Source organism: Pseudomonas sp. GW456-L13, assembly GCF_017350115.1.
Classification (GTDB): Bacteria; Pseudomonadota; Gammaproteobacteria; order Pseudomonadales; family Pseudomonadaceae; genus Aquipseudomonas; species Aquipseudomonas jessenii.
In genome coordinates this window covers 876,881-890,091 of sequence record NZ_JACNAS010000001.1, presented here as the reverse complement: position 1 = coordinate 890,091, position 13,211 = coordinate 876,881, and the positions used below count along the sequence as shown (strand labels likewise).

10 protein-coding genes and 3 pseudogenes are annotated in these 13,211 nt (G+C 57.4%); 8 read left to right on the top strand and 5 right to left on the bottom strand.

Annotation, left to right across the window (positions count from 1 at the left end):
* Positions 1-4: 4 nt before the first annotated feature.
* A complete protein-coding gene (locus J4D25_RS03855; protein WP_198530244.1) occupies positions 5-1,012 on the top strand; it encodes a zinc-binding dehydrogenase in 1,008 nt (335 codons plus the stop codon).
* A gap of 37 nt (positions 1,013-1,049) precedes the next feature.
* On the opposite strand, the gene J4D25_RS03850 is transcribed toward J4D25_RS03855, so the two are convergent.
* Both J4D25_RS03850 and J4D25_RS03845 read right to left on the bottom strand, forming a co-directional pair.
* The gene (locus J4D25_RS03850) at positions 1,050-1,856 is read right to left on the bottom strand and encodes an SDR family oxidoreductase (protein WP_057715316.1); all 807 of its coding nucleotides are present in this window, start codon (positions 1,854-1,856) and stop codon (positions 1,050-1,052) included.
* An 8-nt stretch (positions 1,857-1,864) separates the two neighbouring features.
* The gene (locus J4D25_RS03845) at positions 1,865-2,392 is read right to left on the bottom strand and encodes a VOC family protein (protein ID WP_057715315.1); all 528 of its coding nucleotides are present in this window, start codon (positions 2,390-2,392) and stop codon (positions 1,865-1,867) included.
* Between the two features lie 758 nt (positions 2,393-3,150).
* Here J4D25_RS03845 and J4D25_RS03840 point away from each other — a divergent pair.
* The 4 genes and pseudogenes from J4D25_RS03840 to J4D25_RS03825 all read left to right on the top strand — a co-directional run bounded on the left by J4D25_RS03840 (position 3,151) and on the right by J4D25_RS03825 (position 6,396).
* Positions 3,151-3,456, top strand: coding sequence for an SDR family oxidoreductase (locus J4D25_RS03840; RefSeq protein WP_057715314.1), 306 nt, complete (start codon positions 3,151-3,153; stop codon positions 3,454-3,456).
* Positions 3,457-3,482: 26 nt separating this feature from the next.
* Positions 3,483-3,965: pseudogene (locus J4D25_RS03835) on the top strand (DoxX family protein); the annotation flags it as partial.
* A gap of 255 nt (positions 3,966-4,220) precedes the next feature.
* Entirely contained in the window at positions 4,221-4,667 is a 447-nt protein-coding gene (locus J4D25_RS03830) for a hypothetical protein (protein WP_057715312.1), read from the top strand.
* Between the two features lie 280 nt (positions 4,668-4,947).
* Positions 4,948-6,396, top strand: coding sequence for an amidase family protein (locus tag J4D25_RS03825; protein ID WP_057715311.1), 1,449 nt, complete (start codon positions 4,948-4,950; stop codon positions 6,394-6,396).
* A gap of 117 nt (positions 6,397-6,513) precedes the next feature.
* On the opposite strand, the gene J4D25_RS03820 is transcribed toward J4D25_RS03825, so the two are convergent.
* The 3 genes and pseudogenes from J4D25_RS03820 to J4D25_RS27235 all read right to left on the bottom strand — a co-directional run.
* Positions 6,514-7,455 (bottom strand): GlxA family transcriptional regulator, encoded by a 942-nt coding sequence (locus J4D25_RS03820; protein ID WP_057715310.1) that lies wholly within the window; start codon positions 7,453-7,455, stop codon positions 6,514-6,516.
* 227 nt (positions 7,456-7,682) lie between these two features.
* Positions 7,683-7,814, bottom strand: a pseudogene (locus J4D25_RS27240) (IS30 family transposase); the annotation flags it as partial.
* 322 nt (positions 7,815-8,136) lie between these two features.
* Positions 8,137-8,679 (bottom strand): annotated as a pseudogene (locus J4D25_RS27235) (patatin-like phospholipase family protein); the annotation flags it as partial.
* A gap of 658 nt (positions 8,680-9,337) precedes the next feature.
* Here J4D25_RS27235 and J4D25_RS03810 point away from each other — a divergent pair.
* The 3 genes from J4D25_RS03810 (at position 9,338) to dsdC (ending at position 13,206) form a co-directional block, all read left to right on the top strand.
* Positions 9,338-10,678, top strand: a complete 1,341-nt coding sequence (locus J4D25_RS03810) for a gluconate:H+ symporter (RefSeq protein ID WP_057715308.1) — start codon at positions 9,338-9,340, stop codon at positions 10,676-10,678.
* Positions 10,679-10,721: 43 nt separating this feature from the next.
* On the top strand, positions 10,722-12,074 hold the full coding sequence (gene dsdA, locus J4D25_RS03805) for a D-serine ammonia-lyase (RefSeq protein ID WP_057715307.1): 1,353 nt from the start codon (positions 10,722-10,724) through the stop codon (positions 12,072-12,074).
* A gap of 163 nt (positions 12,075-12,237) precedes the next feature.
* The gene (gene dsdC / locus J4D25_RS03800; protein ID WP_057716629.1) at positions 12,238-13,206 is read left to right on the top strand and encodes a DNA-binding transcriptional regulator DsdC; all 969 of its coding nucleotides are present in this window, start codon (positions 12,238-12,240) and stop codon (positions 13,204-13,206) included.
* Positions 13,207-13,211: the final 5 nt, after the last annotated feature.

Genomic DNA, 13,211 nt, shown 5'->3' with positions numbered 1-13,211 from the left:
TGTGATGAAACAGGTACGACTCCACGGCCCTCGAGACCTGCGGGTGGACGAAGTCCCTTTACCATCCCCGGGTGAGACAGATGTGCTGGTCGAAGTCGCCGCGTGCGGTGTTTGCGGGAGTGACCTGGGCTTCTATGAGAGCGGGGGCATTCGCCGCGATGGGGCACCGATGCCATTAGGGCATGAGTTCTCCGGGGTCATCCGCGAGGTGGGCACGGCGGTCGTCCACTACCGGCCCGGCATGCGGGTCGTGGTCAATCCCATGGCCAACGGCGCGATGATCGGCGTGGGCAGCGATGAGGGGGCGCTGGCGAACCTGGTCCGGGTGCGCAACGTAAACAGCGGCCCGATTCTGCATCAACTGCCGGCGAACCTTCCCCTGGAGGTGGCCGCCCTCGTCGAACCGCTGGCGGTGGCCTTGCACGCGGTCAATCGCTCACGGGTGACGGCCGGTGAGTCCGTGCTGGTCCTTGGCGCCGGGGCCATTGGCCTGGGAATCGTCGCGTGCCTGAAGGCCCGGGGCATCAGCCAGATCGCTGTGGCTGACCTGTCTGCCGGGCGCCTGGAGATTGCTGCCGGGCTGGGGGCGAATCTGACGCTCGATCCGACACGAGACGACCTGTGGAGCGAACTCGCACGGGCCCATGGCAGCGTGCCGACTTTCCTGGGGACGCAAGCGCCCGCGACCCAGGTGATCTTTGAGTGTTCAGGGGTGAGCGGCGTGCTGCACGAGGCCATCGCCAGGGCCCGGGATGCCGCACGCATCACCGTGGCAAGTGTCTACAAGCAACCGCAGGCTTTTGACTTCTCGATCCTGCAGGTCAAGGAACTCGAACTGATCGGCACCCTGTGTTATCCGACGGAGTTCGCGCAGGCACTGGAACTGCTGGCATCCGGCGCATTCGATCCGGAGTCCATGATCAGCCACCGTTTCTCGCTCGATGACGTCGCGCAGGCTTATAAAACGGCGGCTGACCCACAGCGGTCGGCCAAAGTCATCATCAAGCCCTGAACCGTCGCACGGCCGGCAATGCCGGCCGTGCTGTTTATCAGAGGTGCCGGGCCGGGCCTGCGGGTGCAGTGGCCGCCGCATAGATCTCGGAAATAGAGGGATTGCGTCGAAGCGTCTGTCCGCCGCTGACATGAATGACCTGACCGGTCACGAAGCTGGACTCGTTGCTGGCCAGCCAGAGTGCCGCATCGGCCACGTCGGCGGAAACACCACTGCGCCCGAGGGGGATTTCGCGGTGATAGAGGGCAGCGATAGACGGGTTCAGCAGCCCGCCACCCGACATCGGCGCATCGGCAACACCACCGGGGGCAATGGAGTTGGCCCGGATCCCGTGCTGACCGAATTCGTGAGCGATGCAACGGATGACGTGGTCGATGCCGGCCTTGGTGCCCATGTACGCGGCGTGGTTGTCGAACATGATGCTGGCCGTGACCGACGAGATCTGGATGATAGATCCCCCCGTCGGCATATGACGCAGCAGCGCCTGAAAGTATTGGAACGGGCCGGTGAATTGCACCGCGTTCATTTTCTCCAGGTCTTCGCGGCTGTGTTCCAGGAACGGCTTCAAGAGCCCCCAGCCCGTGGCATTGACGCCGATGTCCAGGCCGTTCAGGCACTGATTGCTCTGCGCCACCAGATCGTCGACCTCGACCTGCGAGGTGATATCGCACGCCAGCCAAGGCACCCCGAGTGACTGTGCAACCGCCGCCACTGCATCGGCGCGGCGCCCTGAAACCAGCACGCGCGCCCCTTGTTCGACATAACGTCGAGCCACGGCTTCGCCGACGTTGCCAGGTGCCACACCCAGCACCAATGCCGCTTTACCTTCAAGTCGTTTCGACATGCTGTCCCTTACGCCCCCACATCAATAATGTGAACCGGATCCGTGCCATCCCAGTGCCTGGCGGCTTCAATGCCCTGCTGGATCAACTCGCGCATTCCAATCCCATGGATGATTTCGTAAAGCACTCCAGGCTCCGAATGGTTTTCCAGATAGGCCACGAGGGTCGTTGGATTGCTGGCTTCAAAAACAATCTGCAACCCGGTCGCAGTCAATTGCACAAGGGTCTGGTCGAAGTCATCGACGACCCAGGCGACATGGTGCATGCCCCGGATTGGATGGCCTTCAGCATCTCGATAGGGCGACTTCGCATCGTTGGTCACCTGGATCAGCTCGATCTGGATATCCCCTTGATACGCCAACCCGACATCGATCGTGACAGTGACCGGCTCACCTCGATACTTGCCTTGGAGGCTGACGTTGCGAAAGAGCGTCCAGGGCCCGACACCGAGATGCTGTCGCCAGCGTTCCATGCTTTGTTCCAGGCTCTCGACCAGATAACCGATCTGACTGATCGGACCAAGCAATGCACTGCTCATGACGCCTCCTTGGGAGTGATGTCATTGGGAAAAGGCTACTGACGAAGGTTCAGCCCGGGGTTGGGCTCTGTGACGCCAGTGGTGGTTATGGCACAAAAATCAAATTGTGCGCCAAGCATAATGGCACAAAATTGTTTATGTGTGTCACGCCGATCGAGGGAGTAGGGTGAGCCTTTCGCCGACGTCTCGCTGGAGGACGGAATGATTTGCCATGCAAGCAACAGCCCTGCACGTGTGCGCGAATGAGTTGGCTATGTTGTTCGCGGGGAACCGAAATCGAGATTGCACTCTTGATTTGGCGTAGGCCCCGGCACTGGACAGACATTCGAGACGAGCTTGATAGACGGCTCTCGGAGAAAAAGGCTTGAGCCATAACTCGTGTAGCAGAAGTGCGCTTCAGCCAATAGCTGCCGGTGAGAGCCGGCAGAAACCGGTCAGATCAGTCAGGCCGCTTGCTGTTCGACAATTTTTTTGTCCGTAGAAACAAGCTACTTCTAATCCAGCAACTCATCTCGAATGAGGTTGAACAGGGGCAGTAGCTGTTCACCGCACCGAATCACCCAGCGCGCCAGCGTCTGGCGCGGGATAGCTCAGCTTGCGGGTGCGAGCTTCATTCCGAGCCCGAACGGGCAGACTCAAAGACGTGAGCTTCGCTAACGTGACGGCGCAAAAGGAGGTATCTGCGTCATTTAGGTCAAAAGCCTGTTGGCGTAGATTTGTTCCTGAACCCGGTACCCCGCCGGTTAAAGGAAACTGCCATGAACACCCGCATCCACCAAGGTACTGCGCTGGCAACTGGCGCATCTTCTGGTATTGGCGCTGTTTACGCTGACCGGCTTCCCCGTGCTGGCTACGATCTGATCCTGGTTGCGCACCGCGTCGAAAAGCTTCGCGAACTGGCGCGGGCGATTACCACGTGCACTAGCCGCTCAGTTGAGACTATCGCAGCTGATCTCACTGGCGCTGACGATCTGGCCCGTGTTGAGCGCGTACTTCAAACCGATTCCTGCATCACCGTGCTCGTCAACAATGTGGGTATCGGCGCGACCGGCCCTTCGAAATAGGGCACACGTTGCCCGAGGAAAACCAGATGTCGAACCGAAACCAACAAGTCGAGCAGTCGCTGACATCCCGTATAGATGTTGTCGGGCTTTGGTTGGCGCCCTTTGGGCTCCGCATTTTGCTCGCATGGGAATTCTTCGAATCCGGACTTGAGAAGCTGCAAGGGGCGAACTGGTTCGCCGACCTTGGCGACAAGTTCCCGATGCCCTTCTCTTTGCTGAGCTCGAATACGAATTGGACCATGGCAACCTGGTTCGAACTGGTCGGCAGCTTCGCTTTGCTGCTCGGCTTGGGCACCCGTTTTGTCGCATTGTCACTGTGGGTGCTGACAATAGTGGCCACCTACACCATTCACTGGCCGTCAGATTGGTCGAGCTTGAGCCAGCTGTGGCAAGGCTACGCAATCAGCAACGATGGCTACGGCAACTACAAGCTGCCGTTGATCTACCTGGTGATGCTTTTGCCTCTCATCCTCAACGGATCCGGTCGACTAAGCCTCGATCATCTCATCGAAGTCCTCCGAGACTCAGCAAGTAAGAGCTCTGCTGGTCCGAGCGTTTGGGGGCTTGTGCTCCTGACGTTGGGGGTGACGGTTTCGCTATTGTTGCCGTGGGTGGGAGGAACGTTGGCGGGCATCGCAGCGATCCTGCTGGTTTTTCCCCGCAGACCTGGCTCCGTTCACATGCCGCTTTCCAAATCTTGACTTGCTACTGCATTTCGCAGTGCTACCCAGCGGCTTCGCCGCACCCCACCTGGAGAAAATGTAATGTCTGATAAAACCATCCGTAACAAGAGTATTGGTCTGATGAGTGTCGCGCTGGCCGGGATCGTTCTGAGTGGATCGGCTTTTGCCGTACAACAATTGCCGCAAGGCTACATGCTTGCCGCGTCGCACACCGGAGCTGAAGGGAAGTGCGGTGAAGGTAAGTGCGGTGGCACGGAGACCAAGACACAGGCAAAGACCACCGAAGGGAAGTGCGGTGAGGGCCAGTGCGGTGATGCGATCTTCAACGCGATCGATACTGATGATGATGCGCGAATCTCGCGCGCCGAGTTCCTCGTGGTTGAGCCGAAGGGGCAAGCCGTATTCGCGAAGAAGGACACCAACACAGACGGCTACATTGATGAAATGGAGTCGTACCTGAGCGTCAAGGCGGCCTATAACGAGAACGGCAAGGAACTGCCCAATGGTCTGTTCTCTACCAAGGAGTGAACCATTCACTTCATCGTCATGCGCCTCCGCTTTACGCGGGGGCGTTTTTTTATGTGTACAGCCGTGCCTGCATTTAATTCAGCCGCCGCAAGTTTCTGCCGACGATGTTGACCTTATCTCAACGCGATGTGGATCTTCGTTAGGTCGCTCTGATCCATTGGCGGACGGGCAATGTCCCTAAACGAGGTATATTCGACATTTCGGACTTTGCGCGGTGTGGGTAGATTCAAGTCATGACGGGAGCATCCCTCGTCTCAACCCAACCTACCGTGAGGTTTATATGCTTAAGGGCGATGACACTGGAATATCACCTGACAGGTTCAGCGAACTTGGTGTTGCTGCTGCGGCTGCCGCCATACGTAGAGGCGACATTTCGTCAGAATCCTATACTGCGGCGCTACTTCGGCGAGCTCACACTTTCTCTGACCTGGGCGCCTTTATCACGATCGACGAAGCCGCAGTACTTGCCGCGGCGAGAGCCTGTGATACCGCTCGCGCTACTGGTTCTACCGCCCCGTTGTTGGGCGTTCCGGTTGCGGTCAAGGACAGTTATCTAACGCAAGGTTTACGGACAACACTCGGCATCCGCAGTTTGGAGAACTTTGTGCCAGCTCGAGATGCAGAGGTCGTTAGAGCGATCAAGGATGCCGGGGGCATAGTGTTCGGCAAGAACAATCTTGTGGAAATGTCATATGGTTTGACCGGACATAACAGCCACTTCGGCCAGGCGAAAAATCCGCACAATCCTGAACACGTGACCGGAGGCTCTTCGAGTGGCGCGGGAGCATCGGTAGGCGCTCAGATCGTGCCCGCGGCTCTCGGCGGTGACACCGTGGGTTCTATCCGCGTGCCAGCGTCGTTCTGTGGTGTAGTGGGGTTCAAGCCCAGCCCGGGGCGGTGGTCTGGTGATGGGATTGCTCCCATCTCCCATACGCTCGATACAGCGGGTGTATTCGCGCGCACCGTCGAGGATTGCGCACTGATCGACCAGGTCGTCACGAAGACCACATCTACCGTTCATGGTGACTGGACGGGTCTTAGAGGAATCCGGCTAGCCTATGCTCCTCGGCAACATCTTGAGCGTATCAATCATGAAGTTGAGGAGCACTTCAAAGAGACGATTCGTCGGCTGTGTGACGCTGGTGCGGAAGTTGTCGAAGTAGACCTTGGTGAAGATTTTTTCGCCATGACCGAAAGGTCGACGTGGAGTATTTTCTTCCATGAGACGATGGAGTCGGTCGCAGGCTTCCTTCGCAAGAATCGGATACCGAGCTCATTTGAAGATATTTACAATGAATTGAAGCCTGGCTTGAAAGATGCTTGGGGCCATCTTGTATTGCCGAGTGGCGCTGGATTCATTTCCCATGAGACATATCAAACCGCGCTTGATCATGATCGTCCGGAAATCCAGCGCCGATTTAACATGGCATTTTCCAGCAGTGGGGCTCAGGCGCTCATCATGCCAACTACCCCCTGTCCTGCACCAACGATTGAGCAACAGACGAAGTTCACCATCGCAGGGCAGGAGGTCGACGACCTGGCTCTCGCGAGGCATACCGTCGCTGGGAGCATCGCAGGGTTGCCGGGCATTAGCATTCCGATGGGAATGTCCAGCAACGGACTTCCTATCGGTCTGGAAATAGACGGCAAGAATGGTGACGACCGAAAGCTCCTTGAACTTGCTCGTCGCGTGGAGGCGGCAGTAGGAGCGGTAGCGCGCTCCGTCTGAACGATAGGGCATGTATCAATTGTGTAACCGTGGTTAACGGAGATACGTCTAGTCATGGCCCGGACTTAACTGGTCCGGGTCGCAAAATTTAATTCAATCCCATAGTGATCAGCATTCCTAAACTTCCGCCAATCGCGCATTGCGTCGCAGAACCTGCGGGGGCTGCCCGAATGCACGCAAGAATGCTCGGCGCATTCGCTCTGTATCGATAAAACCGGTTTCGGAGGCGACTTCGTCTATTGAATGACGGCTTTGCTCTACCATTACCCTCGCTGCCTCTAAACGAAGGTGTTGGACTGCTTTGGCGGGCGATTGTCCGGTTTCGGCTCGAAACGCTCGACTGAACTGCCTTGGGCTCAGATGGGCTGCCATTGCCAGTTCTTCTACTGTAAGTGGGGCGCGCAGGTTCTGGCGGGCGTGTGCCAATGCACGTTGGATGCGATCGGACTTGGCGTCTAACTCCAACAGCGCCGAGTGCTGAGACTGTCCGCCGGCACGTCGATGATAGACGACCAAGTCTTGGGCAACCCTACGGGACAGTTCCGGGCCAAAATCCTTCTCGATCATGCCAAGCGCCAAGTCTATGCTGGCGCTCATCCCGGCGGAGGTCCAGATAGGTCCGTCGATGATGAAAATTCGATCGTCCTCTACATGTGCTTTCGGAAACTGTTTCTGAAGATCGCGCGCATGAAACCAGTGCGTGGTGACTCGTCGACCATCGAGCAATCCTGCTTCACCAAGTATAAAGGCCCCCGTGCAGACCGATGCAGTGCGCCGTGTGGACTCGGATGCCTTACGCAGTTGCGTTATCAAGTCAGACGGAGAGGGTGCCGGATGCATCGAGCCAGTGACGATCAGCGTATCAACCTTGCTGCTCGACAGCGGACTCGTTTCAACAGGGGCACCAAACGAGTTGGGAACAGCGCCACCGCTCTCCGAGAGGAGTCGGATGCCATACAACGGCTCATTCGCCGTGCCGTTAGCGAGTTCGAACGCGGAAACTGCTGCCAATCCCATGATTTGGAAGCCGTGCGGCAAAACAAAGCCAATCGTGATCATAGGACAAACCTCTGTGGCCTGACATGAGCTATACGAGTATTTCAAGCCATGGTCAATCACCTTGCATCCCACTACGCCCCTGAGAAAATGCCGGTCGATTCCCTTGTTATTCAAAGGTCACGAAGGCGGGCTGTAATGTGAAGGTCGGGGTCTATAAGGAATAGATCGACGGTAGGGGCATTCGCGCTGCCAGGTGGAGTTTTGGTTTCTGGCCATTGGCTTTGGATTCAACCGATCGATGCAACAGATTGGCTCAATCGTTCAGCGGGTGTTTCGTAGTTCAGAGTTTTCCGAGGGCGGTGATTTATGCCACGGATAGCCCTTCGCGCTGAGTTGAAAGGCGTAATCGAATAAACGCTTCATGTACTCGCCATCGAATTTCTTATTGCGCGGAAAGTAAAAGTCGGAGCCAATGTACGCAAGATTGAAATCCGCTCCATCCTGCTGCGCCATACGGTAAATTCGCTCCAGGTCGCTGATCCCCTGAGTTTGAATCAATGCACTGATGGCTCGACCGCCGATGCTCAATGTACGGCGTTTCGTCCCGGACCACTGCGGCTCCAGTGTCCCATTACGAATGACATAGAAATGCCGTTCGAGTCGCAAAGGTGCTCCGGTGGCTCTGTTCAGCGCCATCTTTGTTCCAGGTGGGTAAAGGAACACCTGAGTGATTACCCCACCGTCCACGTGCATTTCCTGAAACTGTTTGCCGTCAACGTCTACATCGATCATGACGGGTGAGACGGCGCCGGGAATACTCATCGACGCGATCATGATGTTGCGGAAGAGGTCGAGCGCTCCCGGTGCTTCGCTTGCGGCAATAGTGCCCATGTTCCAAGTGACTGGCCGCCCTGAGTCAAGGTCGGTTGTGCCGATCAGCAGGATTCGCCCTTTGGCGTATTCCGATGCAATCGCCGCAAGAATTTCCGCGGTGATGTACTTTGTGATGAGCCGCGACAGTGGTTTGCTGTCCGCTATACCGTCGCTGGCAAGACGGGTCAGCACGTTTCGCGAATGAAAAACGTCTTTTGGACCGATGGCGTTGGCGATATACCGAATGACTTCGTCGTACTCGGATCCCAGGTAAGCGAACGGGGCGACCAGGGCGCCCGCGCTAATGCCCGTGACGACCTTGAACATGGGGCGAGTCCCATGCGTGGTCCACCCCGTAATGAGTCCTGCTGCGAATGTGCCTGCGTCACCGCCTCCCGAAACTGCCAGCATATTTGCCAGCGGCAGGATGTTGTTCGGTTTCCCTGCCTTGGCGAGAGCCTCGCTCTCGCGTTTGTTGCCCTCAGTTGCATCCTGAATGAACAGAGTCAGGTCGTGGTCCAACCAATAGCGAGCATTGGGAATGCCAGGGATGACCGCTTTTTCCGTTAACGTTTGCGGCACAGCATCACGGCGTGGCAAGCCCCCTTGCAGGAACATGTTCAGAGTCGAGGCGCCAGGTCTGAGCGCGAATGGTTTCAAAACGCCTCCTCCGGCCCCTGCAGTCGACAGCAAGCGCGCTCATCGTACTCGAGAAAGTCCTTACCCATGGTGCCCGAGATGTCTACACGCCAGCCGACTGCGACACATCATTCGAACGCCAGACAGCTCATTTTGCGCTCCTTGACATGATAAAAAAACTCATTGGCCGCGCGCTCAGGTTCACTTGGCCTGCGAGGCTTGCTTCCAGGCTTTGATAGCCTCCAGTCCCTTGTAGAAATGGCTCGAACTTTCATCACTTCACGCCATGCACTCACCATAGATGACCTCATGTCATCCATCCCTTGAAAATCCATCCTTTGTCAGGTCCCTGTGTTGCGCTCTCTAATGCCGAAAAGCTGAGTGACCAAGATCACTTGTTTCAACAATAAAAGCTCTTTCAGGAGATTGTATGCACAGTGGTCCCACTCTATTGGTGGTGTTGTTTTCCGCCATCATTCTGATCGTTTTTCTAATCGTCAAAGTGCGTGTCCACGCATTCCTGGCCTTGACCGCAGCGAGCTTTGTGGTGGGCATCGGTTCAGGCATGCCACTGGCGCAAATGGCCTCTTCCTATGAAAAAGGTGTCGGTGGAACACTCGGATTCCTGGCAACGATCATTGGCCTTGGCGGCATACTCGGCAAGATGCTGGAAGAATCCGGTGGCGCGGAGCGCATTGCCCAGACGCTATTGAGCACCCTGGGTAAAGAGCGTGCCTCATGGGCCATGATGCTAGTAGGGTTTATCGCGGGCATCCCGGTGTTCTTCGAGGTTGGATTCGTTCTGCTGATTCCCCTGATCTATGTGGTCGCCAAAGAGACCCGGATCAACCTTCTATACTTGGGCGTGCCCTTGGCCGTGTCGCTGATGGCGGTTCATTGCATGTTGCCCCCGCACCCTGCCGCGATGGCCATCACCGGGCTGCTGGGCGCCGATGTCGGCAAGGTCATTGTGTATGGCCTCATTATCGCGCTGCCTACCGCCATCATTGCCGGGCCGCTGTGGATCAAGCTGGTCTGCAAGAGTGAAGCGCCCGACACTCAAGAAGCTTTTCTGGACGAACATTGCGTTGACAGCGCGACCCGGGACTTGCCAGGCCTTGGCTTGACACTGCTGACCATCCTGCTGCCACTGCTGCTGATGGTCGGCAAAAGTTTTGCGGCCGGACTGCCCCATGACTCCGGGCTCTTCAGCATCGTTTCGTTCCTGGGGACGCCGCTGATAGCACTGTCCATTGCTGTGGTGTTCGCTTACTGGGCGCTGGGTTTGCGCCGCGGCTTATCAATGCCTGACTTGCTCGCGCACACTCAGAAGAGCTTTCCTCCGCTGGCCAGCATTCTGCTGATCATCGGTGCCGGTGGGGCATTCAACGGCATCCTGGTCGACAGCGGCGTGGGTAACGCGCTGTCCGGCTCGTTGACGCAATTGAACATGAATCCCATCGTCCTGGCGTGGTTGGTGGCAGGGCTGATGCACTTCGCCGTCGGTTCAGCGACGGTGGCAATGATCAGTGCCGCCGGCATGGTGATGCCGATGCTGAGCGCTCATCCCACCGTGAGTAAGGAAATTATCTGCATTGCCATCGGTGCCGGCGCCATTGGCTGGACCCATGTGACGGACTCGGCCTTCTGGGTGGTCAAGGAGTACCTGGGAGTCTCGCTCGCCGAAGCGTTGAAGAAATTCACCTCGGCTACCGTACTGGCTTCATTGATCGCGCTGGGGCTGACCCTGCTGCTGTCGCAATTCGTTTGATTCAACCCGTATTTTCCGCCTGATTGTTTAAAGGGACCACGCCATGATTTTGGGCAAGACACTTGAAAGCTGGTACGCCAGTTATCCTTTGATTCGCGATCTGGTCGCGCTGCAAGAAACCACTTGGTTCAACCCTGCCGTGGCCCCGGTCGCGGAATCGATTGGCGATGTGGGGTTGACGGCCGCAGACGTCGCCGATGCCAGCGCGCGACTGACGCGTTTTGCTTCTTACCTGCGGCGCGCGTTTCCGGAGACGGAGTGCAGTGGCGGCATTATCGAATCGGACATTCTGCCCGTACCACACCTGCAGCAATTGCTCGGCGAGCGCTACGGTCAGGCGTTGCAAGGGGCGCTGTGGCTCAAGCGGGACAGCCATCTGCCGATTTCGGGCTCCATCAAGGCGCGCGGTGGTATCTATGAAGTGCTCAAGCATGCCGAAGACCTGGCGTTGGCCGCGAATCTGCTGACGCTTGATGACGACTACGCGGTGCTGGACAGCGATAAGGCGCGTGCCTTTTTCGGCCAATACAAAATAGCCGTTGGCTCGACCGGCAACCTTGGCATGTCCATCGGCATCATGGGGGCGGCATTGGGTTTCCAGGTGACCGTGCATATGTCGGCGGATGCGCGGCAATGGAAGAAAGACAAGTTACGTTCACACGGCGTTACCGTTATTGAGTACTCCTCCGATTACAGCGTGGCCGTCTCGCAAGGCCGTCAACAAGCGGAGTCAGATCCAGCCTGCCATTTTGTGGACGATGAAAACTCGGTCAGCCTGTTCCTGGGCTACTCGGTGGCTGCCGAGCGCCTGAAAAAGCAATTGGCAGCGGCTGACATCACCGTGGATGCGCAACATCCATTGTTTGTTTATCTGCCCTGTGGGGTGGGTGGCGCGCCTGGCGGCGTGGCCTTCGGCCTGAAGCTAGCCTTCGGCGACGCTGTCCATTGCATCTTCGCCGAGCCCACACACTCGCCATGCATGATGCTGGGCGTCTATAGCGGCCTGCACGACGAAGTGAGCGTGCAAGACTTCGGCATCGACAACGTGACGGCTGCGGACGGCCTGGCCGTCGGACGCGCTTCAGGTTTTGTCGGCAAGGCCATGCAGCGCTTGCTTGATGGTTTCTACACGGTCAGCGACGAGGAAATGTACAGTTTGCTGGCACTGATGGAGCGCAGCGAAGGTGTGCGCCTCGAGCCATCCGCGCTCGCCGGCGTGCCCGGCATTGCCAGAGTCCAGGCCGACCAGCAGGGCTACCTGGCTCGCGCGCGCCTGGACCGTCAGGCCATGGTGCAAGCCACCCATCTGGTTTGGGCAACGGGCGGCAATATGGTGCCTTGCGACGAGATGGAAGCCTATCTGGCCAAGGGCCGTGAATTGCTCGCCAAAGGTTAATCTGGTCTGAATGGACCCGAATTGCCTGGACTCGACAGAGTTCTCGCTGATTTAAGCCTGAACCGAATGTGGCAAGATCAACGTCTTGCCACATCCGTTACGTTTGCCCGCTGGAAATTCGTACAACGCAAGGCGGCTATTGGGTTTGAGGGAAAAAACTGTCGTGCTCAACCTTCCTCCACGTATCAGCTCCAGGCTCAACAGCAGCCAGTTCGCGAACCTTCACACCTTTTTGGTTGCCGCTCGTCATCTGAGCTTCGCCCGTGCGGCAGAGGAGTTGTGTTTGACCGCAAGCGCCGTGAGCCACCGTATAAGTCGTCTGGAAACCGCCTTATCCATGAAGCTGTTCCAGCGCCTGACCCGGCAGGTCAGCCTGACCGACGAAGGCGAGCGTATCTTCGAAATACTCCAGAATGCGATGGGAGAATTGTCCGAGGCACTCGAGCAATCGACACAGGCGGAAATTGCCGGCTCGATCGCGCTCTATGTCAGGCCTTCCATTGCCCAATGCTGGCTGGTTCCCAGGCTGGCGGATTTTATCGAGCGATATCCCTTGGTGTCATTGGACCTGCGGGTAGGCAATGACAATGTCGACTTTCGAACCCGTAAAATCGACTTGGCCCTGTACTACGCCAATGGCGAGTTTCCCGGGTTGACGAGCCATCGGTTGATGCGCGAGCGGCTGGCCCCGGTGTGTAGTCCCGAGTATGCGCGACGCCATCGCCTGGAGGAGAACCCGGACAACTTAAGGAACTGCACAATCTTGCATGACTCCCTGGCGTGGGATCATGCGGCCTATGATGCCGAGTGGACGCTTTGGGCAGAGCAACACAACATGCTCGCGGCACTTCCCAAACGTAGCTTGACCTTCGATCGCTCTGATTTATGTGTGACCGCAGCCATGAACCACGCCGGCATTGCGATTGGCCGTCAGCAGCTTGTGCAGAAGCGGGTTGATCGCGGCGAGCTCGTCCTGCCGGTCGCTGAATTCAGCCGCTCAGGCCACTACGATTACTATCTGGTTCACCCGTCGCTCGGCACTATCCCTAAGCGATTGCTGGTTTTCATGAACTGGCTACGAGAATGCGCACATCAATCATCACCTCTGGATGAGAACGATGACCTGTCCTGATGAGG

What these genes read in the sequence shown, in the direction of transcription:
- J4D25_RS03820 (WP_057715310.1), bottom strand. Translation starts at nt 7,455, where the DNA reads ATGATCACGATTGGCTTTGTTTTGCCGCACGGCTTCCAAATCATGGGA.
- J4D25_RS03810 (WP_057715308.1), top strand. Translation starts at nt 9,338, where the DNA reads ATGCACAGTGGTCCCACTCTATTGGTGGTGTTGTTTTCCGCCATCATT.
- J4D25_RS03850 (WP_057715316.1), bottom strand. Translation starts at nt 1,856, where the DNA reads ATGTCGAAACGACTTGAAGGTAAAGCGGCATTGGTGCTGGGTGTGGCA.
- J4D25_RS03825 (WP_057715311.1), top strand. Translation starts at nt 4,948, where the DNA reads ATGCTTAAGGGCGATGACACTGGAATATCACCTGACAGGTTCAGCGAA.
- J4D25_RS03830 (WP_057715312.1), top strand. Translation starts at nt 4,221, where the DNA reads ATGTCTGATAAAACCATCCGTAACAAGAGTATTGGTCTGATGAGTGTC.
- J4D25_RS03840 (WP_057715314.1), top strand. Translation starts at nt 3,151, where the DNA reads ATGAACACCCGCATCCACCAAGGTACTGCGCTGGCAACTGGCGCATCT.
- J4D25_RS03855 (WP_198530244.1), top strand. Translation starts at nt 5, where the DNA reads ATGAAACAGGTACGACTCCACGGCCCTCGAGACCTGCGGGTGGACGAA.
- J4D25_RS03845 (WP_057715315.1), bottom strand. Translation starts at nt 2,392, where the DNA reads ATGAGCAGTGCATTGCTTGGTCCGATCAGTCAGATCGGTTATCTGGTC.
- dsdA (WP_057715307.1), top strand. Translation starts at nt 10,722, where the DNA reads ATGATTTTGGGCAAGACACTTGAAAGCTGGTACGCCAGTTATCCTTTG.